A 24,517-nucleotide genomic window follows, 5' to 3' on the forward strand; every position below is an offset into this window, starting at 1 on the left:
TTGGTATAGTTTCTAGTATTTATTCTATCCAATACTATTCTGGCCAGCCCGAAGTATAGCTAGTTTAGCGATATTCCTGAATACGCCATAAGAACAACAGTACTCAAGAGGACCACGCAATGACCTCGATATTTGACCAGGGCCTCGCGCCCGTCGACGCCAACTACGCCGTTCAATCTCCCGTTGATTTCATCGAACGCACTGCCACCGTGTACCCGGAGTACCCCGCGGTTATTCACGGGGCGATCCGTTACAACTGGGCGCAGACCTATGAACGATGCCGCCGTATGGCGTCGGCTCTGAAAGGTCGCGGTATTGGTCGCGGTGATACCGTTGCCGTCATGCTGCCGAATATTCCCGCCATGGTGGAGGCCCATTTCGGGGTGCCCATGATCGGTGCGGTGTTGAACACCCTGAATGTTCGCCTCGATGCCGAAGCCATTGCCTTCATGCTGGAACACGGTGAAGCCAAGGTTGTGATTGCCGACCGTGAATTCGGAGAGGTGGTCAGGGACGCCGTAAGCCGGCTGGACACCAAGCCACTGGTGATTGATGTGGACGATCCCGAGTACGGCGAGGGCGTTCAGGTCAGCGATCTGGATTACGAGGCCTTCCTGCAGGAAGGGGATCCGTCGTTCCAGTGGAGCTTCCCCGACAACGAGTGGGATGCCATCTCCCTGAACTACACATCCGGCACGACCGGCAATCCGAAAGGTGTGGTCTACCATCACCGTGGCGCCTACATCAATGCCATCGGCAACCAGGCAGTCTGGTCCATGGACATGCACCCGGTGTACCTGTGGACCTTGCCGATGTTCCACTGCAACGGCTGGTGTTTCCCCTGGACTATCACCGCCATGGCTGGAACCCACGTCTGCCTGCGCCGGGTTGACCCGGAAAAGATCCTGCAATTGATCCGCGACCATCAGGTTACCCATATGTGCGGCGCACCGATTGTTCTCAACGCGCTGCTGAACGTTCCGGAATCCGCCAAGGCGGGTATCGATCACGAAGTGAAGTCCATGACCGCCGGTGCTGCGCCCCCCGCCCAGGTTATCGGTGCCATCGAAGAGATGGGGATCCAGGTGACTCACGTTTACGGCCTGACCGAAGTTTATGGTCCGGTGACGGTTTGCGCGTGGAAGACCGAGTGGGATGCGCTGCCGCTGCATGATCGCGCCCGCAAGAAGGCTCGCCAGGGCGTTCGTTATCACACCCTGGCTGGCACCATGGTTGGCGACCCGAACACCATGGAGCCGGTGCCCAAAGACGGCAAGACCATCGGTGAAATCTTCCTGCGCGGCAACACCGTGATGAAGGGCTATCTGAAGAACCCCAAGGCGACCGAAGAAGCCTTCCGGGGCGGTTGGTTCCATACCGGCGACCTGGCTGTGTGGCACGAAGACGGCTACATGGAGATCAAGGACCGGCTGAAGGACATCATCATCTCCGGTGGTGAGAACATTTCCACCATTGAGGTTGAGGATACCCTGTATCGCCACCCGGCGGTGCTCGAGGCGGCCGTGGTTGCCCGGCCTGACGAGAAGTGGGGCGAAACCCCCTGTGCCTTCGTCACTCTCAAGCCGGAGGCCGGGCAGGTCAGCGAAGAGGACATCATCAACTTCTGTCGCGAACATCTGGCCCGGTTCAAGGTTCCCAAGACCATCGTCTTCTCGGAGCTGCCCAAGACTTCCACGGGCAAGATCCAGAAGTTCGTGCTGAGGGACCAGGCCAAAGAGCTGGACTGATCCCCCGATCGGCTGCGCCATTCCGGCGCAGCCGGCTTTAACCAGAAAAACAACGCTGTCAGGCCCACGCGCCGCGTGAGCCCGGAGACCTTTTTATGCAAATGTTTCACCGAAAGAACGGGGAAGAGCAGCCGTACTGGCCGGCTGGTCCCTTCAAGGTTCGTCTGCCGTTTGTTCATTACCGCTGGGAATTTGCGGAGATGGTGCAGGCCCTGATCATGTTCGTGGTTAGCCTGGCCATGATTCCCCTGCTTGAGAAATACCTGGGTGTGCCTTACGACGTGGCATTGGCCTACGTGGTGATCTGCGGTATCGGCTTCATGCTGCCGGCGCTGCTGGGTGTGCCCCTGGTGCCGGGCTGGATCACGCCGGGTATCCCTGTGGTACTGCTGTTTCTGAGTGATTATGAACCTGGTCCCGAGGCAATCCAGGCGTTGTTCGCCCTGCAGTTCCTGGTATTCATTATCTTCCTGGTTCTGGGCATTACCCGCCTGGGCAGCAAGCTGGTGGAGCTGATTCCCCGCTCCATGAAGGGCGGGATTATCATCGGCGCCGGTATTGCCGCCCTGATGGGTGAGATCGAAGCGGGTGGCCGCCTGGCTAACACGCCAATCTCCCTGATTATTGGCGGTCTGGTGTGCCTGTACCTTATGTTTTCCGTGTCGTTCAAGGGCTTTGTGGAAAGCAACTCCATCGCCCGCAAGATTGCCAATTACGGCATGGTGCCGGGTATGGTGGTTGCGATTCTGGTTGGCTTTGCCACTGGCGAATACGCCGTGCCCAATGTGGAATGGGGCATTACCAAACCAGCGTTTGATGAGCTGTGGAACTATCTGCCATTCGCCGTTGGTTTCCCGGATGCGAATGTCTTCCTGTACGCGATTCCTACAGCCGTGATCGCCTACGTTATTGCCTTTGGCGACATCGTGGTGGGGCAGTCACTGATGAACCGTGTTGACCACCTCCGCAAAGACGAAGACATCGATAACAGCATCGACCGGGTTCATTTGGTAACCGCTATCCGCAACGGTGGTCATGCTTTCTTTGCGCCTTACCCTGGGCTGGCGGGCCCGATCTGGACGGCCGTCACTGCCACCATGGCCGAGCGTTACAAGTACGGCCGCAACGCCATGGACTCTATCTACAGTGGCGGCGGTACCTTCTGGATTACGGGTTTCATTGCCCTGTTCGTTCTGCCGCTGGTGAGTTTTTTCCAGCCGGTGTTGCCCATTGCCCTGTCGCTGACCCTGCTGCTGACCGGCTATATCTGTCTGATGGTGGGTCTGGAGCAGCTTGAGAACAACACCGAGCGTGGTATTGCCGGCACCATGGGTGTGGTTCTGGCGGTATACGGTGCAGGCTGGGGCCTGGCCACTGGCGCCGTCCTCTATTTCCTGATTGAACGTACCAAATTGCTTGGCTTTACCGCCGACCCGGAAGCGCCGGGCGCCAAAGCCGCAGAAGAGCACTAAACCTGCGTCTTCCGGCTCTGCACCGGAAGGCGCTGACCCCCTGTGTGTCCTTGGGAGGCTCCGTGCCTCCCTTTTTTATGCCTGTATTTTCCCTCAAAATCCGGCCGTTGACAGAATGTCATTTCGTGACAATCTGTCGAATATTTCCCGTGAAGGTATTCCTTCCCGCGGCTTTTCAGGTTTAAACTGCCTTGACTGATGATTTATTGTCCGCTGTTCATTACTGATAACAACATTACAAAAACAGGAGGCAGTCATGACCATCAGCTCCACCCCCGAAGGTGTAACCGTTGAGCCGAGGCACCTGCGGTTTGATATCAGTGAAGATCTGAAAACGCTCTGGCATGGTAATGATGCCTTCCGGACGGCGTTCTTCAACGCCCTTTCCCTGCAGTTCCCCGATGGTGAGCAGCAGTTTATTAATGCCGTGCGACTCTATCGTGACCAGATTGAGGACCCCAAGCTGAAGGCGGAGATTCGCGGTTTTATTGGCCAGGAAGCCCTGCACAGCCGTGAACACAAAGACTACAACGAAGCGCTGAAGGCCAGGGGCTATGATATTGATGCCCTCGATCGGCGGTTCCGCAAGCACATGGAGTGGGTCGGGAATCTGCCGCCAAGCCGGCAACTGGCGGGCACCTGTGGTGCCGAGCATTACACGGCTGTTCTGGCCAACGCGATTCTGAGTCATCCTGAATGGATGGAAGGGGCCACGCCGGCCATGGCTAAGCTCTGGCGCTGGCATGCCATTGAGGAAACCGAACACAAATCCGTTGCCTTTGATGTTTACCGGGAATGTGTCGGTAACGAGCGGCTGCGCCGGATCGTCTTCCTGTTTGTTACCTGGAATTTCTTCAAGTACACCTTCCTGAACACCTGTAGCCTCCTGAAAGCCGATGGAAAGCTGTGGAATCTTCGCACCTGGATTGGTGGCCTGAATTTCCTGTGGGGAAAACCCGGGGTACTTCGCAAATGTCTGCCGGATTTTCTGGCTTATTTCCGCAGGGGCTTTCATCCCTGGCAGCAAGATAACCGTGAGCTTCTCGAGCGTAACCTGAGGGAGCTTGATATGACATCGACTGCAGGATAAGCCGGGGTTGCTGAAATTCTGATCGGGCTATGTAAAACTGTGCGGCATAAAAAATAACGACAATAAAGGGGGCTTCCACTCGAGAAGCTGCCCGGAGCTGGAGGCCCACCATGCGAGTTGGTTTGATTGTCGATTCTGCGTGCGACTTACCCTATGAATTCAGCCGCAAGCACGATCTGTTCATCCTTCCTGTTACTGCTGTAATCGACGGCCAGACGTACATAGACAAGCATGACCCGGTGCGGACCCAGGAGTTCTACCAGAGCGGTCTGTTGCAGAAAGGGCACCAGGCCGAAACCCGGGCGTTCACCGCCGAACAGATCCACGATCTTTTCATGGAGGAGATCGTTACCCAGTTTGATGTCGCCATCTGCGAAACTGTCACAAAAACCCGAAGCCTGATTTTCCAGAATGCCACCGAGGCCATGAACAGTGTCCTGGCGCATTACGAGGGTGCGCGGGAAGCTGCAGGCCGGGACGGCAGGTTCTTCATGCGGGTCATTGACAGCAAACAGATCTTTGCCGGACAGGGCTTGCTGGCAGCGCATACGCTGAAGCTGATCAACCAGAAAGTGTCCAAGAATGCCCTGCGTCACGAGGTAGAAGCCTTCACCGACAAGATCTACACCTGCGTGATTCCCCGGGATCTGCACTACATTCGTGAGCGGGCGAGGCGCCGTGGTGACAAGAGCGTGTCGGCGCTGGTGGCCTTTCTTGGCAAGGCATTGAACATCACCCCGGTGATCTTCGGGCAGGGCGCGGAAGGCCAGCCGGCCGCCAAAACCCGGAGTTTCGATGTGGCAGTGGAGAAGGTGATGAACTATGCCTCCGCCCGGGTGGAAGCCGGGCTTCTGACGCCCTATGTCAGTCTCTCCTGCGGCCTGACCTGGACTGAAATCGAGGATTTGCCCGGTCTCAATCGCCTGCGGGATGCCTGCGAGCGCAATGGTGTCGAGTTGCTGCTCTCCCAGATGGGTATAACCAGCAGTATCTATGTCGGCCCCGGCAGTCTGTGCCTGGCGCTGGCTGCCGAGCCTCATAGTTTCAACGACTTCCAATAGCCCCATCCTGATGCATACGGCTGGATCGGACTGGCCCAGCCGCGCCCCTTGGTCTGTAGTTTTGGCAAACCTGCCAGCCCGGACTTCGTGTTAGCCTCTGGTCAGTGTGTTTCATTCCAACAACAGGACAACTGATGCCATGACCAAAGGCAAAACGGATCTCGCCAACCAGCTGCTGGAGCAGCATGTGAAACATGAGCTGGCCTCGCTCAAGGGGCCGAAGTTGCGCAAGTTTCTGGAGCATGAGCTGAATGAGCTGTGGGGTTATGCCAGTGAAATTACCCTGAGCCGGATCACCTCGGAGGAGCAGGTAATGGGGGTCATCCAGCGCGTTGTTATGGATATGGAGCTGGATGCAGGGATTCCCGAGCTGGCAGCGGAAATGGCAACGGAAGTACTCAACGCAGACGTGCAGTCGAAAACGACTCTGGGCGAGATTATCACCCGTGAACAGGCCACCGGCTTTCTGGAGGAGGCATTGGAACTCAAGCATCAGCGGGAGCGCGTGATCAGTGAGATCATGGCCCATCCGGTCTATCAGGAGCTGGTGTCCAATGTGGTTTACCACGGCCTGGTGAACTACCTCTACGAGGATAACCTGATCACCAAATCTGTACCGGGCGTTGGTTCAATGATGAAGTTCGGCAAGCGCATGGCCAACAGGGCAGTACCGGGACTGGATGAAACTTTTGAACGTCGCCTTAAGACCTGGCTGTCTGACAGCCTGCCCGGATTGATCAGCCGCAGTGAGCAGTTCCTGCATAGTGCCCTGTCTGACGACGAGCTCCGGGACAGCGTCATGGCGGCCTGGGTGTCGCTGGAAGACCGTACCATTGCCGAGTTGCATGAGGGCCTGGGAGATGTTGAGCTGCAAGAGTTTGTGGTGCTGGGGTATGAGTTCTGGCTGCAGTTCCGCAAGACCGGATACTTCGAGAACTGTGCCCGGGCGGTGGTTTCCCATCTGTTCGTAAAATATGGCGAACGCCCGCTCACAGACTTGCTCGGCGATATGGGGGTAAGCCGCGAAGTCGTCATGGCGGAGATTGATGCCTACGCAATTCCGGTTATAGACGTATTGCGGGAAGAGGGCTATGTTGAGGCATTGATTCGCCGGCGGCTTGCACCGTTTTATAAGTCTGCCGCTGCGCGCAAGATTCTCCAGCAGGAAGCCTGATTTCGTTCAAGTGTTTATGAGGGAATGGTTTTGATCTCGGATCTGTTCTGGGCCTATCTCGTCGCAATTACCCTGCTCACCATTACACCGGGTGTTGATACCCTTCTGGTGATGCGTAATACCGGCCGGGGTGGTTTGCGGGATGGCTGTGTCACCAGCGTTGGCATTTGCAGCGGCCTGTTTATTCATGCCACGCTCTCTGCTCTGGGTATTTCCCTTCTGCTGGTGGAAACCGCCTGGGCCTTTTCAGCCCTGAAATGGGCCGGTGCCTGCTACCTGGTGTGGCTGGGCATCGGTTCATTGCGCCAAGCCCTTCGCCGTGGCGACGCACCCGAGGTAAAAGAGGAAAAGGTTGCTCGCCGGAAGGTCACCATGGTGGCGTCATTCCGTGAGGGGCTGTTATCCAACGTTCTGAATCCGAAAACCGCGCTGTTCTATATGGCCCTGCTACCACAGTTTGTGGATCCCGCAGGTAACGCCTTTCAGCAGTCACTGATGCTGGCCGGGGTGCATTTCCTGCTGGCCATGCTTTGGCAGTGTGGTCTGGCCTGGGTGGTGGTCACTTTCCGGAGTCTGGGCGTGAATGCGCGGATGAAACGGATGCTGAACGGCCTGACCGGTGGGTTTTTCGTGGCCATGGGGGCCAAACTCGCCAGTACCTGACCGTTTCTGATGCTCTTCGCACAAAGAAAAAGGGAAGCCGCAGCTTCCCTTTTTCCGTTTCAGCTCTGAAGTCTTACTTCTCCAGATACTGAAGCTTGTTCGGCTTGCCATCCCACTCTTCGGCGTCGGGCAGCGGGTCTTTCTTTTCGGTGATGTTCGGCCATTTTGCGGCCAGCTCGGCATTCAGCTCCACAAACTGGACCTGATCGGCCGGCAGCTCGTCTTCCGAGAAAATGGCTTCGGCCGGGCACTCGGGCTCGCACAGGGCGCAGTCGATACATTCGTCCGGGTCGATTACCAGAAAGTTCGGTCCTTCGTAGAAGCAATCTACCGGACAGACTTCCACGCAGTCTGTGTATTTACACTTGATGCAGTTATCAGTAACGATAAACGCCATAGTCAGATCCCTGGTCCAGTGGTGGTCAGTCTCATCAGGAGCGCCATCGGGCGCCGCCGTTATATTTTAGTGCGCGATATTGTAGGGAGCGACCCGCACAGCCGCAAGCGTTGGGCTGCTATAACCTTATTACACAGATCAATTTTGCGCTATTTCTTCATCAGAGCCTTCAGTTCGTAGAGCTGGTTCATGGCATCTCGGGGTGTTAGCCCATCAAGATCCAGTTCTTTAAGCGCGCCCTCCACGGCACTGGGCTCGATGCTGGCGAACATATCGCCCTGGTAAACCGGTTCGCTGACCTGCGTTGCTGGTTTGGTGCGGGGCGTGTCTTTTTGCGGTTCGCCGCCCGTGTCTGCCGGCGCCTTTGGAGAGGCACTACCTTCCAGATGGGAGAGCTGGGTTTTGGCGTTGCGGATCACATCCTGGGGTACGCCGGCCAGCTTGGCTACCTGCAGCCCGTAGCTCTGGCTTGCCGGGCCATCGTGCACGTTGTGCAGGAACACGATGCTGTCATCGTGTTCGGTGGCAGTCAGATGCACGTTGACGGCATGCTGGAGCTCGTCGGCGAGCTGGGTGAGCTCGAAGTAGTGGGTGGCGAACAGGGTGTAGCAGCGGATTTCCCGGGCCAGGTGCTCGGCAGTCGCCCAGGCCAGTGACAGACCATCAAAGGTGCTGGTGCCGCGACCCACCTCATCCATCAGTACCAGGCTGTGCTCCGTGGCGTTGTGGAGGATGTTGGCGGTTTCGGTCATTTCCACCATGAAGGTGGAGCGGCCGCCTGCGATGTCATCCGAGGAGCCCATTCGGGTGAAAATCCGGTCCACCGGGCCGATCACTGCGCGGTTGGCGGGCACAAAGCTGCCCGTGTAGGCGAGCAGGGCAATCAGGGCAGCCTGGCGCATGTAGGTGGATTTACCGCCCATGTTCGGGCCGGTAATCACCAGCATTCGGCGCTGGGTGTCCATCAGCAGATCATTGGGTACGAAAGGCTCATCCAGCAGTTGTTCCACCACCGGGTGGCGGCCTTCCTCAATGTCGAAACCCGGGGATTCGCTGAATTCCGGCGCCGAAAAACGCAGGGAGGTGGCGCGCTCGGCGAAATTGCTCAGTACGTCCAGCTCTGCCAGTGCCTGAGCGGCATCCTGCAGCGGCGCCAGTTGCCCGGCCACGGTTTCCAGCACCTCATCGTACAGGCCTTTCTCACGGGCTAGTGCCCGGCTTTTGGCGCTCAGGGCCTTGTCTTCAAATTCCTTGAGTTCCGGCGTGATGAAACGCTCGGCATTTTTCAGGGTCTGCCGACGAATGTAGTCCACCGGTGCCTGGTCTGACTGGGCCCGGCTGATTTCGATGTAATAGCCGTGGACCCGGTTGTAACCCACCTTCAGGGTGCTGATGCCGGTGCGGTCCCGCTCCCGGGTTTCCACGTCCAGCAGATACTGGCCGGCGTTCTCGCTGATGTTGCGCAGTTCGTCCAGTTCTTCGTCGAATCCTTCCCGTATGACGCCACCCTCGCGAATGACAACCGGGGGATTGTCGATGATGGACCGCTCCAGCAGGTCGGCCAGTTCCGGGTATTCGCCGATGGTGGTGGCCAGTTTGACGATATGGTGCGAGTTCACCGGCTTCAGAGTCTGCTGAAGCTCCGGCAATGCCTGGAAAGCATCCCGTAACCGGGCCAGATCCCTTGGACGAGCCGAGCGCAGGGCGACCCGGGCCAATACCCGCTCAATGTCGCCTACGGTTTTCAGCAGGTCATGTACCGGCTCGTAATGAAACCCGTCAAGGAGTGCGGAAACCGCCTGTTGGCGCTGGCGAACAATCTCCACATCCCGCAGCGGGCGGTTCAGCCAGCGCCGAAGCTCCCGGCCACCCATGGCGGTGGCGGTGCGGTCCATCACCCAGGCCAGGGTGTACTGGTGGCCGCCCATGAGGTTGGTGTCGATTTCCAGGTTGCGGCGGCTGGCCGCATCCATGATGACAGCTTCATCCCGCCGTTCACGGGTCAGCTTCCGAATGTGGGGCAGGGCGGTGCGCTGGGTCTCCTTTGCATACTGCAGCAGGCAGCCGGCAGCGCAGACGGCCAGATTGAGGTCCTCACAGCCGAAACCGGTCAGATCCCTCACCTGCAACTGCTGGGTGATCACCCGGCGGGCTGTATCGGATTCGAACAGCCAGGGGCCCTGGCGCCGAATTCCAGTAAAGCCCTCTAATACCTCCTGATAGGGAAAATCCTCGCTGATCAGAATTTCCGCCGGGCGCAGCCGCTGGAGCTCCCCCTGCAGGGCTTCCAGATTCTCCAGCTCTGAAACGGCAAAACGGCCGCTGGAGATGTCGAGTGAGGCAAAACCAAACTGTTCCCGGTGGTTATAGATAGCGACCAGCAGATTGTCCCGGCGATCCTCCAGGTAGGCATCGTCGCTCAGTGTGCCCGGTGTAACGATCCTTACCACCTGTCGGTCCACCGGACCCTTGCTGGTGGCCGGGTCACCAATCTGCTCGCAAATGGCGATGGATTGACCTGCCCGAACCAGCCGGGCAATGTAGCCCTCGGAGGAATGATAGGGGATGCCCGCCATGGGGATCGGGTTGCCCCCGGACTGTCCCCGGGCGGTGAGGGTGATGTCCATCAGCTCGGCTGCTTTCTTGGCGTCTTCGTAGAAAAGCTCGTAAAAATCCCCCATGCGGTAGAACACCAGTTCATTAGGGTGCTGGCCCTTGATCTTCAGGTACTGCTGCATCATGGGGGTGTGCTTGGAAAGATCGGTCTGAGCTGCTGACATGAACGGGTCCGGGTAGCCTTGCTTTGGATGAAGGCGTGAATTGTAAGAAAATAACCGTCGTGATGAAACGAAGGAGGTCATTATGCTGGCCAGCGATCAGGAATTGGAAGAGGCGGGCAACCGCCTTGGTGAACAGTTGCTGCGCACCGGCCGTAGTGTATCTACGGCGGAAAGCTGTACCGGTGGCTGGGTTGCCAAGGTACTGACCGACCGGGCCGGGTCCTCGGCTTACGTGCTGGGCGGGCTGGTAACCTACAGCAATGAGGCCAAGCAGGGGTTGCTGGGCGTGACCCGGAAGTCGTTGGATGAACACGGGGCGGTCAGCGAACCGGTGGTGCGGGAAATGGTGGCCGGTGCCCTTGTGGCCACAGACGCGGACGTTGCCGTGGCCATCAGCGGTGTAGCCGGCCCCGGAGGTGGCAGTGAGGATAAGCCTGTGGGCACCGTCTGGTTTGCCTGGGGTAGCAGTCCGGCCTCCACCGTGGCGGTGGTAAAGCACTTTGAGGGTGATCGTGATCAGGTTCGCCGACAAGCCGTTCTCTTTGCGCTTCAAGGGGTTAATGATTTTGTCAGCGAACTCTGACGGCTTTCACATCCGGAGGGGTTGGTCTCCTTTGCGGGTTATGTTTTAATACTGTTCAAATATACAGGGAATTCGCTGGTTAAGCTGTACGGATTCCCGATCTACTATTTCGCTACCGGCCTTTATCTGAGGTTGGTGGCCCGGGCGACAGAGGGTTTGCACTGATGGAAGACAACCGCAAGAAAGCATTGAGCGCAGCACTTGGGCAGATCGAGCGCCAGTTTGGCAAGGGCGCTGTCATGAAAATGGGCGATCAGCCCCGCGAAGCCATTCCTGCGGTCTCCACCGGTTCCCTGGGGCTGGACGTAGCCCTGGGTATTGGTGGTCTTCCCTATGGTCGGATCTGCGAAATCTACGGTCCGGAGAGTTCCGGTAAGACCACGCTTACCCTGCAGGTGATCGCGGAGGCCCAGAAGGCTGGCAAAACCTGTGCGTTTGTAGATGCCGAGCATGCACTCGATCCGGTCTACGCTGAGAAGCTGGGTGTCAATGTGGACGATTTGCTGGTGTCCCAGCCGGATACCGGCGAGCAGGCCCTGGAAATCGCCGATATGCTGGTCCGCTCAAACGCGGTTGACGTTATCATCGTTGACTCCGTGGCGGCCCTGACGCCGAAGGCGGAGATTGAGGGTGAAATGGGCGACAGCCACGTTGGTCTGCAGGCCCGGCTGATGTCCCAGGCGCTGCGGAAACTGACGGGTAACGTCAAGCACGCCAACTGCCTGATGATCTTCATCAACCAGATCCGCATGAAAATCGGTGTTATGTTCGGCAGCCCGGAAACCACCACTGGTGGCAACGCACTGAAATTCTACGCCTCTGTGCGTCTCGATATCCGTCGAATCGGTTCGGTCAAGGACGGCGATGAAGTGGTTGGTAACGAAACCCGCGTTAAAGTGGTCAAGAACAAGGTTTCGCCGCCGTTCAAACAGGCGGAGTTCCAGATCATGTACGGTAAGGGCATCTACCACATGGCAGAAGTGCTGGACATGGGCGTCAAGGAAGGCTTTGTGGACAAGTCCGGCGCCTGGTACGCCTACAACGGTGACAAGATCGGCCAGGGCAAGGCCAACGCCTGCAAGTTCCTGGAAGAAAACATGGACATTGCCAACGAGATCGAAGCCAAGGTTCGGGACAAATTGATGCCCAAGCCTGTCTCCAAGAAAGAGGCGGAAGAGGCGCCGGCAGAAGCGAACGGCGAGCTGCTTTAAACCTTCCTGAGCAAAGTACCAAGGGGCGGCAGGCGTAAATTCAGGCCTGCCGCACTTTTGCCGCCCTCCGATTTCTCTGCGGGTATCAGCCGCTCCTCCAGTTCTCTCCTGAAGTACCCCGGCTCGGCGCCAATGTCGACCTCCAGGCGCTTGAGGTAATCTTCGCCCCCAGCTTGCTGTAACTGGTTCTTGATCCACCGCCTGTACTTCATTCTACGGTAGAGCTCATGTAGTTTTTTTACATTGAGATCGCGCATCGTCTCCTCCTCCTGTGCTGTCTGACCCATAGTAGGGAGAAATCGATGCGGGGTATCGGTTCAGATGGCCTGAAAGTGCTCGTAACAGATCGCCTGATTTCAGTTCTGTGCTGCTCGAAAAAAGGAGCAACTGTGCTTGCTGCCTCGTTCGTTGGTTTGAGCTGGTATTGGAATACGGTCATACTCGCTCCGTGCTCAGTTTCTTTGCTCTACAGCGACAAGCCAGACACAGTATGGAAGCAAAAAAGACATTGTTGATCGTCGCCCATGCGCCTTCCCCGAATACTCTCAAGCTTCGGGAAGCGGTCGAGCAGGGTGCCCGGCATGAAGACATCGAAAGCGTCAAGGTAAGAGTGCTGGCGCCCCTGGAAGCAGGTCCTGAAGATGTTCTCGCCTGTGATGCGATCATTCTGGGGACAACCGAGAATCTGGGGTATATGAGCGGTGCTTTGAAGGATTTCTTCGATCGCAGCTACTATCCATGCCTGGAAAAAACCCAGGGGTTGCCCTTTGCCTACTACGTTCGTGCAGGTCATGACGGCACAGGTACCCATAGGGCCATTGAAAGCATTACCACCGGCCTGCGCTGGAAGCGTATTCAGGAACCCCTGATTTGCCGCGGTGAGTATCGGGACGATTTTGAAGATCAGTGCCGTGAGCTGGGGATGTATGTGGCCGCGAGCCTGGATGCCGGGCTAGTATAGGGGCAGTGCCCGGTTTAACTGGCGAACCGGTTATAGAAGCCTTCAATTCGCGACAGGGCATTGTCAACCGTACGGGAATACCTTTTCTTGTCGAGGCAATAACTGAACTGGACGCTCACCCGGAAGCCGGTCTGGTATGGCTGGCAATCCACCACCAGGGCGCAAACCCGCGATTCGCTGATGTATTTGCCGTCAAAATCCAGGAACAGACGGGCACCTGGTTCCACAGGCCTGGGACAGAGTACGGCCATGCCGTATCGGTTCAGATCCAGGCAGGTAACCGGCGTGGCGTGCTTCCCCCGGCCAAAAAAGCCACGCTCCCGAAGTTGGACCTTCAGGCAGGAGGCTGGGTAGCGATCCTTGATTCTGCGTTCTGCGGAATCACTGGTCATACGCTGGCATCCGTTGCGTGCATTGTATTTGTTGTCGGGAGGTGAAGTGTAGTCCCGGAAAGACTGGCTGAAAAATGAACGGCGGTGAATTTGTGAACTGCCTAGCAAAATCCCGCGCACTGTGCGCAACGCCAGAAATCTTCGTGCCGAACGCGACAGAGCCGACTGCAGAATCTACAATGACCGGCCAATGTGTCAACCGTTACAGGACCGAACCTTGAAGTCACTGTCCCTGCACCAGCTTTACAAAGCCTGTGTTCTGAAAGATCTGCCATTCAAAACCACCAAGCAACTGGAGCCCCTGGCCGAAATCGTTGGCCAGAACCGCGCCCAGGAAGCTGTGCGTTTTGCTCTGGCAATGCCCCACGGCGGTTACAACGTCTATGCCGTTGGCCGAAATGGCCTGGGCAAGCGCACCATGATGTTGCGGTACCTCGAGCATCATGTGGATACCGATCAGCAGAGCCATGACTGGTGCTACGTGGCCAACTTCGAAGAGCCGCGTATTCCCAAGCTGCTGCAGCTTCCGGCAGGCAAGGGCACCCAGCTCAAACAGGATATGGAAAAGCTGATGAGTCGCCTGGTCAAGGTGATTCCCCAGACCTTCGACAGCGACAGTTTCCTGGAACGTTCGGAACAGTTGAAGAACGAATACGGCAAGAAGCAGGAAGACGAGCTGGAAAAAGTGGCGGCCCAGGCCAGGCGCAAAAAAGTCAGTCTGACCGTGACCACGCCAGGTGGTTACCGGCTGGTTGCCATGAATGGTGACGAGCCCCATACCGCTGAATCCTTCCAGGCGCTGACTGACGAGCAGCGCGACAAGTTTGAGGATGCCATCAACAAGCTTGAGAAAAAGCTCCGGCAGGCCCTGCGCAAACTGGCGGACTGGGAGCAGGAGTATGCCGATAAACAACAGGCGCTGAACCAGGAAACCCTCGAAGGCATCTCTGGTCACCAGATTGACGAGCTGATTGAGAAATACAAGGATCTGCCGGATGTGGTTGCCTATTTTGAGGCGGTTCGGGCGGATCTGGTGGAGAATCTCGAGATATTTCTCGATGATAACGAAGAGCAGGCGGCGATCGCCTACGCATCCCTCGACAAGAAGATGCCTCGCCGGTACCTGGTCAACGTTCTGGTTCACCAGAAAACCAATGAGGTGCCGATGGTGGTGGAGGATAACCCCACTTATCACAACCTGTTTGGCTATGTGGAGAACGTTACCTACAAGGGCACCGTGTTTACGGATTTCTCCCTTATCCGGCCGGGCAGCCTGCATCGGGCCAATGGTGGCTACCTGTTAATGGACGCTATCAAGGTGCTGGAGCAGCCTTTTGTATGGGATGGGCTGAAGCGTGCCCTGCGTTCGAAGTCGATACAGATCAACTCCCTCGAGCGGGAACTGACGCTTTCAGGAACTATCTCCATCGAACCGGAATCGGTACCCCTGGATGTCAAAATTGTTCTGTTCGGCGATCGGGAAACCTGGATGCTTCTGCAGGAGTACGATTCGGAGTTTGCCGAGCTGTTTCGTGTCACAGCGGATTTTGAGAACGAGATGTACCGCTCGGATGACAGTCAGTTGCTCTACGCCAAGTTTATTGCAAGCCTTGTGAGTGAGAAGAAACTGCTGCATTGTTCGAACAAGGCGGTTGCCCGGATTATTGAGCACAGTGCCCGAATGGCCGAGCATCAGGACCGGCTTTCCCTGCATGCTGCGGACATTGCCAATCTTCTGCGGGAGTCGGATTTCTGGGCTCGGCAGGCCGGCGCCCGGCTGATTCAGGATCTCCATGTGGAACGCGCGCTGGAAAGTGCGAAATACCGTAGCAGCCGGATCCGGGATCAGTTCTACGATTCCATCCGCGATGGCTCGACGCTCGTAACAACCAGTGGTAAGTATGTTGGCCAGGTTAATGCGCTGTCGGTACTGTCCACGGGCGGTTTTGAGTTCGGGCTTTCGAACCGCGTCACGGCTACCTGCTATTATGGAGATGGCGCGGTGATGGATATTGAGCGAGATGTGAAGCTCGGCGGGAATATCCATTCCAAGGGCGTAATGATCCTGAGTTCCTGGCTCGCCTCCCATTTTGCGGTCAATGACCCGATGCACCTGTCAGCCAGCCTGACATTCGAGCAGAACTACGGTGAGGTTGATGGTGACAGTGCCTCCCTGGCAGAGCTGTGCGCGCTGATTTCGTCCCTGTCGGGTATTCCGGTGCGGCAGGATCTGGCCATTACAGGCTCTGTAAACCAGTTTGGCGAGGTTCAGCCCATTGGTGGCGTGAACGAAAAGGTGGAAGGCTTTTTCACCACCTGTCAGCTCAAGGGTGGGCTTTCGGGTACTCAGGGTGTCATTGTGCCAACGACCAACGTGCAGAACCTGATGCTCGACAGCGAAGTCGTGCAGGCTGTGCGCAAAGGGCAGTTTTCGGTGTATGCGGTTGCCCGGGTGGAAGAGGCCATAACCCTGCTGCTTGGCAAGCCTGCGGGCAAGGCCGACGACAAAGGCAGGTACCCGAAGCAGAGCGTTTTTGGCATTATCCAGCAACGGCTTGAGAAAATGCGGGAACACGAGCGCCAGGAACATGCCCGTGATGACCATAAAGACCCGTCGATTCACTGACCGGCGATCATAAGAAAACGGACAGGAGAGAACACACCCATGACTGATATCCAGCAAACCGTGTACGTGGTAGAGGACGATGAAGCAGTCCGCGATTCCCTGGAGCTGCTGCTGAAATCCGACGGCAAGCCGGTCCAGACCTATGAGAGTGCCAATGCTTTCCTGAAGGACTATTCCGACAAGATGGCAGGCTGCATTGTGCTGGATATCCGCATGCCAGGCATGGACGGTATGGAACTTCAGAAAAAGCTCAATGAAAAGCACTCCATCCTGCCGATTATCTTTGTAACCGGACACGGCGATGTACCCATGGCGGTAGATGCCATGAAAGAGGGGGCGGTGGACTTTATCCAGAAGCCATACCGTGAAGAGGCTTTGCTGGAAAAGATCGAGGCGGCGCTGAAGCAGGATCTGGAGCAGCGTAAATCCCTGGATGAAAAGCAGGAGATCATTCGCCGCATCAAGAGCCTGACTCCCCGGGAACACGAAATCATGGACCGGATGATTGCCGGCCAGGCCAACAAGGTGATCGCCATTGAGCTGGAGATAAGCCAGCGCACGGTAGAGATCCACCGCTCCCGCGTTATGCACAAGATGGGTACCCACTCCCTGGCACATCTCGTACGTATGGTCCTGTCCGTAAAGGACCTTATCGACGCAGGGTGATCCCGGCGGCATCATACGGTTACTTTTTTAACCGGCCCGAAACTATGACTGAAGCTGTCAGCGAGAACTCGGAGGTGACGGTTCTGCTTGTCGACGACAACCCGCAGAACCTGAAAGTCCTCTATGAGACCCTGAAAGATAAAGGTTACCGGCTGCTGATTGCCAACGAAGGCGAAAAGGCCCTGGATCTTGCGCACCGTCATCAGCCTGAAGTGATTCTCCTGGATATCATGATGCCGGAGATGGATGGCTATGAAGTCTGTGAGCGACTGAAGGCCGATCCACAAACATCAGACTGTGCCGTTGTGTTTCTGTCCGCACTGGACGATCTGCAGGCGAAGGTCAAAGGCTTTTCCCTTGGGGGCGCGGATTACATCTCCAAGCCATTTCAGTCCCAGGAAGTGATTGCACGGGTGAAAACCCACGCCAGTGTCATTCGCCTCGAGAGGGAGTTGCAGGCTCGCAACCGTGAGCTCCAGAGCGATCAGGCTCGAATTCTTAATTCCATCAGCGAGGGCATTTACGGCCTCGATGAGAACGGCGTGATTGAGTTTGCGAACCCGGCGGCCGCCTCCATTGTCGGTTGCCCGGTGGAAGAACTGATCGGCCGAAACTTCTTCGAAACCCATTTCGCCACCGCCGGTGACAACCCGGACAGCCTTCCGGTGAAGGCTACCTGTCAGCAGGGTGTTGCCGAGAACCAGCGCGATATTCGCATGCTGCGTGCTGACGGAACCGGTTTTCCGGCGGAGTATCGCTCTACACCAAAGCTTGACGCAGACGAACTTCACGGTGCCGTTGTGGTGTTCCGGGACATCACCGCAGAACTGGATAACGAAAAGGCGCTGGAGGATGCCCGGCAACTTGTGCAGGAACAGCGGGACCAATTGGCTCATACCTCTCGCCTGACCACTATGGGAGAAATGGCCGCCGGCGTAGCCCACGAGGTGAACCAGCCGCTGACAGCCATCACCAATTATGCCCGCGTTGCCAAGCGGATGATGGCGAAGGAAAATGCGGACATGGGCCTGCTTCAGGAAACTCTGGACAAGATCGAGGCCCAGTCCCATCGGGCCAGTGAGATCATTCGCCGGATCCGGCGATTCATGAAAAAACCTGCCACCGGCAAGGAAGTACTTTCGGTCTCTGCGTTGCTCGAGGACACCCGACAGTTCGCCGAGGTGGATATGCGGAACAACAAGGGTGCCATCGAGCTTTCGGTGCCCGAGGACATGCCGGAAGTTCTGGCAGACCCGGTGCAGGTGCAGCAGGTGGCCCTTAATCTGATCCGTAACGCTCTGGAAGCCACCAGCAGCGTTGATTCAAATGCTCCGGTTGAAGTTACGGCCAGTCTTCAGGGAGACACCTGCGTTCGTATTCAGGTACGTGACCATGGTGTTGGGCTTTCGGACGACGCGGAAGAAAAGCTGTTCCTGCCGTTCTTCACCACCAAGGATGAGGGCATGGGGATTGGGCTATCAACCTGCCGCTCCCTGATTCAGGCCCAGGGTGGAGATATCGGCTTCGAACGTCCTGAAGACGGTGGCGCCTGTTTCTACTTTACGCTCCCGATTGCCGGCGCACAGGGGGCCCCCTGTGCACCTGAAAGTCAGGCTTCCGAAGGCTAAAGCCAGTCGATGCGCCCGGTCAGGTGGGGCGCATCGCCTTTGGCGTTCAAGACCTGGTAGTCCCAGCCCTTCTCCCCCGAGTTCCAGTTCAACTGGGCTGTGCCTGGAAGAAACAGTGGTTTCTTGAACTGGCAACTGACGCGCAGGGCGTCGCTTTGCCAGCCCGCCTGTTGCTCCAGTAGCGCGAGTGCATGGGCCTTGGTCCACATGCCATGGGCGATGGCCTTTGGAAAGCCGAACGCCTTGGCGCTGAGGGCGTGCATGTGGATCGGGTTGCTGTCACCGGATACCCGGGCATATTGCCGGCCAATGGACTCGGGCGCCTTCAGGTTCTCGGTGTTCGGATAGCGTGTCAGCTTTGGCGGTGCCTTTTTGCCCGAGGATTTGTCCTCACCATCCGGTTGTCGGTACAGCGTTGTACTGGCCTCTTCCCAGACAAGTCTGCCCGCCGAGCGGGCCTCTGTAATCAGATCGAATTCCACGCCGCGGCCACTCTTGATGGTATTCCCCAGGCTCACGTGAAGATCCAGGCTCTCCCCGCTACCGATCGGTCTGTGTTGGGTAATCGAGTTTCTCAGGTGGACCAGGCCAAGCAGCGGCAGGGGAAAGTTTTTCTCCGTGAGCAGCTTTAGGTGCAAAGGAAACGCCAGCACGTGAGGCCAGGTAACTGGCAGATGACTGTGAGCCACGAAGCCACATACTTCCTGGTAGCGCTTCAGGTTCTTACCGGCGGTGCTGACACCGAGCAGGCTCGCTGAGAGAGTCGGGATGCTGACATCGCCGCCCGTTTGCATCTGCTTTGGCAGCAGCGCTCTGCCATACATTGGCAACAAGGCAGGCGGCGTGTTGTGGTAAACGAGGGTCTCTGACATTGCTGTTCTCCTTGGCGGCCCGGACTATCAATTCCGGCATTACCTGAACGGATAGCTTTGAAGCAAAGGGCATGCTTTTTTTTACATTTTGGTACAACTCGGCGTCTGTGGCCTGATATGCTCTAATATAAGACGATTGTCTAACAGGGTGCGTTTCATAGGCCCCTTGAGTCTGACGAACCTCTGGAGTCTGGCAAACCACTCCAGATCAGGCATTGACCTGGCGTGCCACAGTGGCTGTCGGGAAGGTCACAGCAGTAAACCAATAAAAAGCGGAATCTTATGCAGGAACTTCGTGACGCGGGAGTGATGTTGCGCCTGATTTATGAGGCGATGAAAAAGAAGGGAATCGATACAAATGCCATTTTCAGCCGCCTGGGCGTGGATGAGAATTACGTTTATACCGAGCAGCTTCGAACCCCCCACAGTGCCCAGATGTATTTCTGGCAGGCTGTAGAAGACGTTTCCGGTGATCCGGATATAGGGCTGCACCTTGGGCAATTACTGCCTGCCTACAAGGGCCAGGTACTGGAATACCTTTTTCTCAGCAGCCCGACCTTCGGAGAAGGTCTGAGGCGGGCTCAGAATTATCAGCGTTTGTTGAGTGATGCAGCAAATACCGACTTCTTTATCGAAGGTGACGATGCCTGCATGGTTCTGGATACGGCGTCTGATGATGTTCGCAGGCTCAAACACTTCAACGAATGTTTCGTGCAAGGATTGATCACCTTTTTCCGTTCGATTACCGATGACAGTTTCCACCCCTCACGGATCGAATTCGAGCACGAACGGGCCGAGGGTCAGGATCATGTCCGTGAGATCCTGGGCTGCGATGTCACCTTCGGTGCCGAGGAAAACCGACTTTACTTCCCCGCAAAGCTGCTTTCCCATGCTTCGCCACATGCGGAGCCTGAGCTGCTGGACCTGCATGAGCGTTTTGCCAGTGAGCAGGTGGCCCGGCTGGAGAAAAAGGATATCGTTGGCCAGGTGGAGCGGATTGTTGCGGAGCTTCTGGACAGCGGGGAAGTCACTCTGGATGCTGTGGCTGAACGTCTTGGTATCAAGCCGAGAACTCTGCGTACACGGCTGACAGAAGCGGAGACCAGCTTCAATCAGGTGTTGGCTGATTTTCGTTATCGGCTGGCCCGTCAGTTGTTGGCAACCACCGATGAATCCATTGACGAAATCGTCTATCTCACCGGCTTCTCCGAGCCCAGTACGTTTTACCGCGCATTCAAGCGCTGGTCGGGTATGACACCGATCGAATACCGAAAAACCGCGCAGGGCAAGGACGCCATGGTCGATGCCATGTAACAGGACGCTTTTTCTGAATTTTTTTCAGAAAAAGCGTTGACATAACAGGGCGCCTCTTTATAATGCGCCCTCGTTGTCACAGAGCAGTCACACCCCTGACTGCACCGCCTGCCAAAGGCGAATTGTGTCAAACCGCACGGAGCGGTAGTTCAGTTGGTTAGAATACCGGCCTGTCACGCCGGGGGTCGCGGGTTCGAGTCCCGTCCGCTCCGCCATTTTTATCCCCTGTTGAATCTCCCCGTTTTTCTGGATTTAACCAGTCCGGAACTCTGTCATTATTCTGTCATTGACTCGCTCTAGTCTGTTGCTGAAAGATCAGGAACAGGACGACACCGATGCGTGATTACGAAGAAGAATTGATCGAAAGCCAGTTTGAAGAATTCGAAGACGATGACGGCTGGGACGACGCCACCGAGCTCTGAGCTCAGGAATGCCGCAAGTACTTTCTATGCTCTCCCGGACTCACGCTGAACCACCGCCGATAAGCCTTGTGAAAGGCCGCGGGATTGGCAAAGCCCAGAAGCCAGGCAATTTCTGCCAGTGACGTGTCGGTTTCACGAATGTAGTCCCGGGCCAATTGTTTCCGGGTTTCATCAACCAGCTCCCTGAACCCGGTGCCCTCCGTCGCCAGCTTTCTCTGTAGTGTCCAGGGCGCGGTACCAAGCTTCATTGCGATGGTCTCCAGGCTGGGCGTTTCGCCCCGGAACATGGGCGTCAGAAGGTTTTTTACCCGGTCTCCCGTTGTCCATCCCCGCCTGATTTGCTGCATTTCCCGCTCGCAGAGTTCTGTCAGTTTTTCGTGCATGGCCGGCTGGGCCTGTCGGCTCTCGCTCTCCCAGATGTCCTTTCGCACGGTGAGACTGTTTGTAGAGGCTCCGAACTGCACCGGACAGCGGAACCAGCTCTCGAACAGTTCATCCAGGCCGATGGAGCGGTACTCAATAGTGACCCTCTCCAGGACGTCATAGCGCCCGGTGATGGTTCGCAGGAACTGGGTCCAGGCCGCCAGAACGGAATCCACTACGAAATAGTTGAAACCATTGTAAGGGCGGATCGAGTAGAACAGCGCCTGGCGGGTGTCCGATCGGACCATCGGAACGCCACGGCTGTTGCGGCTGGTCAGCAGGGCGTAGCGGATGAGTGTGCGAATCGCCGCACCAGCCGTGCTGGCGGATTCGCCGGCGAGCCCGGCAATGCCGGCGTCGACAGGGCGCGACAGCGCTCCCATCCGCAATCCCAGGGCCGGATTCCCGGTTTCGTTGATCGCCGCGTGTCCCAGACGCATGAATCTTGGAATGCTGATACGTGCTTCCGGCGATGTCAGTGTCTGTCGGTCAAGCTGGAAACGGGATACCAGTTCGGCGGTATCGGCGCCTTCGGCCTGGGCCGCCCTCATGAGCGCAGAAACGTAAAGGACACTGATGTCGCCGAGTGAGTTTCGGTTTTTGCGGGGCGTTGCTCGCGGGTCGCTCATTGAAGTCTTTGTCTGACATGTTATCCATAGATAATAAAATGTTATTCCTGGATATTGTCGATAGCAAGGGTGACGCGTACTTTAAGTTTCAACAATGAACGGGGCCCGGTATTTGCGGGCGTCCCGCCGAAGATCACGATGAGGAGGCCGAACATGACTGCGAGCACCACGCCTGGCGTTGCCAAATACCCGAACCTGCTTGAACCGCTGGACCTTGGTTTTACCAGGCTGCGTAACCGCACCCTGATGGGGTCCATGCACACTGGGCTGGAAGAGGCCAAAAACGGCTTTGAACGGCTGGCGGCATTCTATGCAGAGCGTGCCCGTGGTGGTGCCGGCCTGATTGTTACCGGCGGTATTGCCCCGAATGTGGAAGGGGGGGTGTTCCAGCACGCAGCCAAGATGACCACCGAAGAGGAGTCCGACAAGCATCGGATCATCACCGACGCGGTGCACGAAGCGGATGGTAAAATCTGCATGCAGATTCTCCATGCGGGTCGCTACGCGTACTCTCCCGAGTTGGTGGCACCTTCTGCCATTCAGGCGCCGATCAATCCGTTCAAGCCAAAAGAACTGGACGAGGCGGGCATCGAAAAACAGATCCAGGACTACGCCGATTGTGCGGCGCTGGCGCAACGGGCGGGCTATGACGGCGTCGAGGTCATGGGCTCGGAAGGTTATTTCATTAACCAGTTTATCGTTTCCCACACCAACCACCGGACCGACCGCTGGGGTGGCAGTTACGAAAACCGGATTCGCCTGCCCATCGAAATCGTGCGTCGGGTGCGTGAACGGGTGGGTGAGAACTTTATCCTGATCTACCGCCTGTCCATGCTGGACCTGATCGAAGACGGCAGCACCTGGGAAGAGGTTGTGCATCTGGCCAAGGAGATCGAGAAGGCGGGTGCAACCATCATCAATACTGGCATCGGCTGGCATGAGGCCCGGGTGCCCACCATTGCCACCTCGGTTCCCCGTGGCGCCTTTACCAAGGTCACGGCGCGCCTGAAAGGTGAGGTAAGTATTCCTCTGGTCACCACCAACCGGATTAACATGCCGGACGTGGCCGAGAAGATTCTGGCCGAAGGTGATGCCGATATGGTTTCCATGGCCCGGCCGTTCCTGGCAGATGCCGATCTGGTGCTGAAGGCAGCGGAAGATCGCGCCGATGAGATCAATACCTGCATTGGTTGTAACCAGGCGTGTCTTGATCACACCTTCAGCGGCAAGCTGACCTCCTGCCTCGTGAATCCCCGTGCCTGCCATGAAACCGAACTGACCTACGTCAAAACAGCCGCTCCCAAATCTATCGCAGTGGTCGGAGCCGGGCCGGCGGGCCTCGCATTTGCCACGGTAGCTGCGGAGCGGGGGCACAAGGTCACCCTGTTTGATGCTGGCAGTGAGGTTGGCGGCCAGTTCAACGTTGCCAAGCTGATTCCGGGCAAGGAAGAATTCTACGAAACCCTGCGTTATTTCCGGGTGATGCTTGACAAGCATCAGGTGGATGTCCGCCTTAACACCCGTGTCAGTGCTGAAGATCTCAAGGCCGGCGGCTTTGATGAGGTTATTCTGGCGACGGGCGTCAAGCCGCGCACTCCCGAAATCGAGGGCATCGATCATCCGAAAGTCATCGGTTATCTGGACGCCCTGCTGGAACGCAAGCCGGTCGGGCAGAGAGTGGCAGTGATCGGCGCCGGCGGTATCGGTTTCGACGTCTCCGAGTTTATCGTCCACAAGGGCACGTCGGCCGCCATGGACACCGATCACTTCATGCGTGAGTGGGGCGTGGATCTGAGCGTTGAGCACCGAGGTGGCATTCAGGGTATGAAGCCGGATGTGCCAGAGCCTGCCCGCGAGGTTTACCTGCTTCAGCGTAAAGCTTCCAAAGTCGGGAAGAATCTGGGTAAAACCACTGGCTGGATTCATCGAACCTCACTGAAGAACCGCCAGGTTCAGATGGTGCCCGGTGTGACCTATCGCAAGATCGATGACGAGGGGCTTCACATAACGGTCACGCCAAAAGGGGCGGAACAGGGCGAGGATCGGCTGCTACCGGTGGATACCATTATCGTGTGCGCGGGTCAGGAACCGCTGCGCGAGCTGCAGAGCGATCTGGAAGCGGCGGGCCTGTCCGTTCATCTGATCGGAGGTTCAGACGTGGCCGCAGAGCTTGATGCCAAGCGGGCCATAAACCAGGGTAGTCGTCTGGCTGCGGAGCTTTAAGCGCAAACGCGATCACAAATCGTTGCAGTTTTTCCCTGTGCAGAAACGATTGTCTGGCTAGACTAATAACTTTGAGTCTGTCAGCTTGCCTCTTCGCCTTTGTCCTGTGAGGGCAGGGTGGAGAGGCCCGCACCGATATCCGATGGAACATCTTCGGGGTTTCCATCGTGTGGTGTCGAGTC

20 protein-coding genes and 1 tRNA gene are annotated in these 24,517 nt (G+C 57.0%); 15 read left to right on the forward strand and 6 right to left on the reverse strand.

What is annotated here, in order from left to right; genetic code table 11:
* The first annotated feature begins 119 nt into the window (after positions 1 to 119).
* The 6 genes from ACESMK_RS14300 to ACESMK_RS14325 all read left to right on the forward strand — a co-directional run bounded on the left by ACESMK_RS14300 (position 120) and on the right by ACESMK_RS14325 (position 7,208).
* Positions 120 to 1,748, forward strand: coding sequence for an acyl-CoA synthetase (locus tag ACESMK_RS14300; protein ID WP_373000063.1), 1,629 nt, complete (start codon positions 120 to 122; stop codon positions 1,746 to 1,748).
* A 95-nt stretch (positions 1,749 to 1,843) separates the two neighbouring features.
* A complete protein-coding gene (locus ACESMK_RS14305; RefSeq protein WP_373000066.1) occupies positions 1,844 to 3,220 on the forward strand; it encodes a solute carrier family 23 protein in 1,377 nt (458 codons plus the stop codon).
* Between the two features lie 256 nt (positions 3,221 to 3,476).
* On the forward strand, positions 3,477 to 4,310 hold the full coding sequence (locus ACESMK_RS14310) for a metal-dependent hydrolase (RefSeq protein WP_373000069.1): 834 nt from the start codon (positions 3,477 to 3,479) through the stop codon (positions 4,308 to 4,310).
* A gap of 110 nt (positions 4,311 to 4,420) precedes the next feature.
* Positions 4,421 to 5,371, forward strand: coding sequence for a DegV family protein (locus tag ACESMK_RS14315; protein WP_373000072.1), 951 nt, complete (start codon positions 4,421 to 4,423; stop codon positions 5,369 to 5,371).
* 139 nt (positions 5,372 to 5,510) lie between these two features.
* Positions 5,511 to 6,545: a hypothetical protein gene (locus ACESMK_RS14320; protein ID WP_373000074.1), complete on the forward strand. Its 1,035-nt coding sequence runs from the start codon at positions 5,511 to 5,513 to the stop codon at positions 6,543 to 6,545.
* A 24-nt stretch (positions 6,546 to 6,569) separates the two neighbouring features.
* Entirely contained in the window at positions 6,570 to 7,208 is a 639-nt protein-coding gene (locus ACESMK_RS14325; protein WP_373000076.1) for a LysE family translocator, read from the forward strand.
* A gap of 73 nt (positions 7,209 to 7,281) precedes the next feature.
* On the opposite strand, the gene fdxA is transcribed toward ACESMK_RS14325, so the two are convergent.
* Positions 7,282 to 7,605: a ferredoxin FdxA gene (fdxA, locus tag ACESMK_RS14330; RefSeq protein WP_088828887.1), complete on the reverse strand. Its 324-nt coding sequence runs from the start codon at positions 7,603 to 7,605 to the stop codon at positions 7,282 to 7,284.
* Positions 7,606 to 7,754: 149 nt separating this feature from the next.
* Positions 7,755 to 10,385: a DNA mismatch repair protein MutS gene (gene mutS, locus ACESMK_RS14335; protein WP_373000079.1), complete on the reverse strand. Its 2,631-nt coding sequence runs from the start codon at positions 10,383 to 10,385 to the stop codon at positions 7,755 to 7,757.
* A gap of 82 nt (positions 10,386 to 10,467) precedes the next feature.
* Between mutS and pncC the strand changes: the two genes are divergently transcribed.
* Together pncC and recA are read left to right on the forward strand one after the other, a co-directional pair.
* A complete protein-coding gene (gene pncC / locus ACESMK_RS14340) occupies positions 10,468 to 10,968 on the forward strand; it encodes a nicotinamide-nucleotide amidase (protein ID WP_373000082.1) in 501 nt (166 codons plus the stop codon).
* Between the two features lie 164 nt (positions 10,969 to 11,132).
* On the forward strand, positions 11,133 to 12,179 hold the full coding sequence (gene recA, locus ACESMK_RS14345) for a recombinase RecA (protein ID WP_104323213.1): 1,047 nt from the start codon (positions 11,133 to 11,135) through the stop codon (positions 12,177 to 12,179).
* On the opposite strand, the gene ACESMK_RS14350 is transcribed toward recA, so the two are convergent.
* A complete protein-coding gene (locus tag ACESMK_RS14350; protein ID WP_373000085.1) occupies positions 12,176 to 12,436 on the reverse strand; it encodes a hypothetical protein in 261 nt (86 codons plus the stop codon). The genes recA and ACESMK_RS14350 overlap by 4 nt on opposite strands.
* A gap of 233 nt (positions 12,437 to 12,669) precedes the next feature.
* On the opposite strand from ACESMK_RS14350, the gene ACESMK_RS14355 reads away from it, so the two are divergent.
* Complete coding sequence (locus ACESMK_RS14355) at positions 12,670 to 13,140, forward strand: flavodoxin family protein (protein ID WP_373000088.1); 471 nt, start codon at positions 12,670 to 12,672, stop codon at positions 13,138 to 13,140.
* Between the two features lie 14 nt (positions 13,141 to 13,154).
* Here ACESMK_RS14355 and ACESMK_RS14360 read toward each other — a convergent pair whose 3' ends face one another.
* Positions 13,155 to 13,532 carry a PilZ domain-containing protein gene (locus tag ACESMK_RS14360; protein WP_373000091.1) on the reverse strand — a complete coding sequence of 126 codons (378 nt, stop codon included), beginning with the start codon at positions 13,530 to 13,532 and terminating at the stop codon, positions 13,155 to 13,157.
* A gap of 217 nt (positions 13,533 to 13,749) precedes the next feature.
* On the opposite strand from ACESMK_RS14360, the gene ACESMK_RS14365 reads away from it, so the two are divergent.
* The 3 genes from ACESMK_RS14365 to ACESMK_RS14375 are packed head-to-tail and all read left to right on the forward strand — an operon-like array spanning position 13,750 to position 18,452.
* Positions 13,750 to 16,158 carry an AAA family ATPase gene (locus ACESMK_RS14365; RefSeq protein WP_373000094.1) on the forward strand — a complete coding sequence of 803 codons (2,409 nt, stop codon included), beginning with the start codon at positions 13,750 to 13,752 and terminating at the stop codon, positions 16,156 to 16,158.
* Between the two features lie 39 nt (positions 16,159 to 16,197).
* Positions 16,198 to 16,824 carry a response regulator FixJ gene (fixJ, locus tag ACESMK_RS14370; RefSeq protein ID WP_373000097.1) on the forward strand — a complete coding sequence of 209 codons (627 nt, stop codon included), beginning with the start codon at positions 16,198 to 16,200 and terminating at the stop codon, positions 16,822 to 16,824.
* Positions 16,825 to 16,868: 44 nt separating this feature from the next.
* A complete protein-coding gene (locus tag ACESMK_RS14375; RefSeq protein WP_373000100.1) occupies positions 16,869 to 18,452 on the forward strand; it encodes a response regulator in 1,584 nt (527 codons plus the stop codon).
* Here the strand turns inward: ACESMK_RS14375 and ACESMK_RS14380 are convergent.
* Positions 18,449 to 19,324 (reverse strand): MaoC/PaaZ C-terminal domain-containing protein, encoded by an 876-nt coding sequence (locus ACESMK_RS14380; RefSeq protein ID WP_373000103.1) that lies wholly within the window; start codon positions 19,322 to 19,324, stop codon positions 18,449 to 18,451. The genes ACESMK_RS14375 and ACESMK_RS14380 overlap by 4 nt on opposite strands.
* A gap of 282 nt (positions 19,325 to 19,606) precedes the next feature.
* Here ACESMK_RS14380 and ACESMK_RS14385 point away from each other — a divergent pair, with 282 nt between their 5' ends.
* Together ACESMK_RS14385 and ACESMK_RS14390 are read left to right on the forward strand one after the other, a co-directional pair.
* Positions 19,607 to 20,638 carry an AraC family transcriptional regulator gene (locus tag ACESMK_RS14385; RefSeq protein ID WP_373000106.1) on the forward strand — a complete coding sequence of 344 codons (1,032 nt, stop codon included), beginning with the start codon at positions 19,607 to 19,609 and terminating at the stop codon, positions 20,636 to 20,638.
* A 138-nt stretch (positions 20,639 to 20,776) separates the two neighbouring features.
* Positions 20,777 to 20,853, forward strand: a tRNA-Asp gene (locus ACESMK_RS14390).
* Between the two features lie 209 nt (positions 20,854 to 21,062).
* Here the strand turns inward: ACESMK_RS14390 and ACESMK_RS14395 are convergent.
* Positions 21,063 to 22,112 carry an AraC family transcriptional regulator gene (locus ACESMK_RS14395; RefSeq protein WP_373000109.1) on the reverse strand — a complete coding sequence of 350 codons (1,050 nt, stop codon included), beginning with the start codon at positions 22,110 to 22,112 and terminating at the stop codon, positions 21,063 to 21,065.
* A 153-nt stretch (positions 22,113 to 22,265) separates the two neighbouring features.
* Between ACESMK_RS14395 and ACESMK_RS14400 the strand changes: the two genes are divergently transcribed.
* On the forward strand, positions 22,266 to 24,335 hold the full coding sequence (locus ACESMK_RS14400) for an FAD-dependent oxidoreductase (protein WP_373000112.1): 2,070 nt from the start codon (positions 22,266 to 22,268) through the stop codon (positions 24,333 to 24,335).
* Positions 24,336 to 24,517: the final 182 nt, after the last annotated feature.

The organism is Marinobacter sp. (genome assembly GCF_041687235.1).
Taxonomy (GTDB): Bacteria; Pseudomonadota; Gammaproteobacteria; order Pseudomonadales; family Oleiphilaceae; genus Marinobacter.

Excerpts from the sequence above, each read along its gene's own strand:
- ACESMK_RS14300 (WP_373000063.1), top strand. The coding sequence starts at position 120 with ATGACCTCGATATTTGACCAGGGCCTCGCGCCCGTCGACGCCAACTAC.
- ACESMK_RS14305 (WP_373000066.1), top strand. The coding sequence starts at position 1,844 with ATGCAAATGTTTCACCGAAAGAACGGGGAAGAGCAGCCGTACTGGCCG.
- ACESMK_RS14310 (WP_373000069.1), top strand. The coding sequence starts at position 3,477 with ATGACCATCAGCTCCACCCCCGAAGGTGTAACCGTTGAGCCGAGGCAC.
- ACESMK_RS14315 (WP_373000072.1), top strand. The coding sequence starts at position 4,421 with ATGCGAGTTGGTTTGATTGTCGATTCTGCGTGCGACTTACCCTATGAA.
- ACESMK_RS14320 (WP_373000074.1), top strand. The coding sequence starts at position 5,511 with ATGACCAAAGGCAAAACGGATCTCGCCAACCAGCTGCTGGAGCAGCAT.
- ACESMK_RS14325 (WP_373000076.1), top strand. The coding sequence starts at position 6,570 with ATGGTTTTGATCTCGGATCTGTTCTGGGCCTATCTCGTCGCAATTACC.
- fdxA (WP_088828887.1), bottom strand. The coding sequence starts at position 7,605 with ATGGCGTTTATCGTTACTGATAACTGCATCAAGTGTAAATACACAGAC.
- mutS (WP_373000079.1), bottom strand. The coding sequence starts at position 10,385 with ATGTCAGCAGCTCAGACCGATCTTTCCAAGCACACCCCCATGATGCAG.
- pncC (WP_373000082.1), top strand. The coding sequence starts at position 10,468 with ATGCTGGCCAGCGATCAGGAATTGGAAGAGGCGGGCAACCGCCTTGGT.
- recA (WP_104323213.1), top strand. The coding sequence starts at position 11,133 with ATGGAAGACAACCGCAAGAAAGCATTGAGCGCAGCACTTGGGCAGATC.
- ACESMK_RS14350 (WP_373000085.1), bottom strand. The coding sequence starts at position 12,436 with ATGCGCGATCTCAATGTAAAAAAACTACATGAGCTCTACCGTAGAATG.
- ACESMK_RS14355 (WP_373000088.1), top strand. The coding sequence starts at position 12,670 with ATGGAAGCAAAAAAGACATTGTTGATCGTCGCCCATGCGCCTTCCCCG.
- ACESMK_RS14360 (WP_373000091.1), bottom strand. The coding sequence starts at position 13,532 with ATGACCAGTGATTCCGCAGAACGCAGAATCAAGGATCGCTACCCAGCC.
- fixJ (WP_373000097.1), top strand. The coding sequence starts at position 16,198 with ATGACTGATATCCAGCAAACCGTGTACGTGGTAGAGGACGATGAAGCA.
- ACESMK_RS14375 (WP_373000100.1), top strand. The coding sequence starts at position 16,869 with ATGACTGAAGCTGTCAGCGAGAACTCGGAGGTGACGGTTCTGCTTGTC.
- ACESMK_RS14380 (WP_373000103.1), bottom strand. The coding sequence starts at position 19,324 with ATGTCAGAGACCCTCGTTTACCACAACACGCCGCCTGCCTTGTTGCCA.
- ACESMK_RS14385 (WP_373000106.1), top strand. The coding sequence starts at position 19,607 with ATGCAGGAACTTCGTGACGCGGGAGTGATGTTGCGCCTGATTTATGAG.
- ACESMK_RS14395 (WP_373000109.1), bottom strand. The coding sequence starts at position 22,112 with ATGAGCGACCCGCGAGCAACGCCCCGCAAAAACCGAAACTCACTCGGC.
- ACESMK_RS14400 (WP_373000112.1), top strand. The coding sequence starts at position 22,266 with ATGACTGCGAGCACCACGCCTGGCGTTGCCAAATACCCGAACCTGCTT.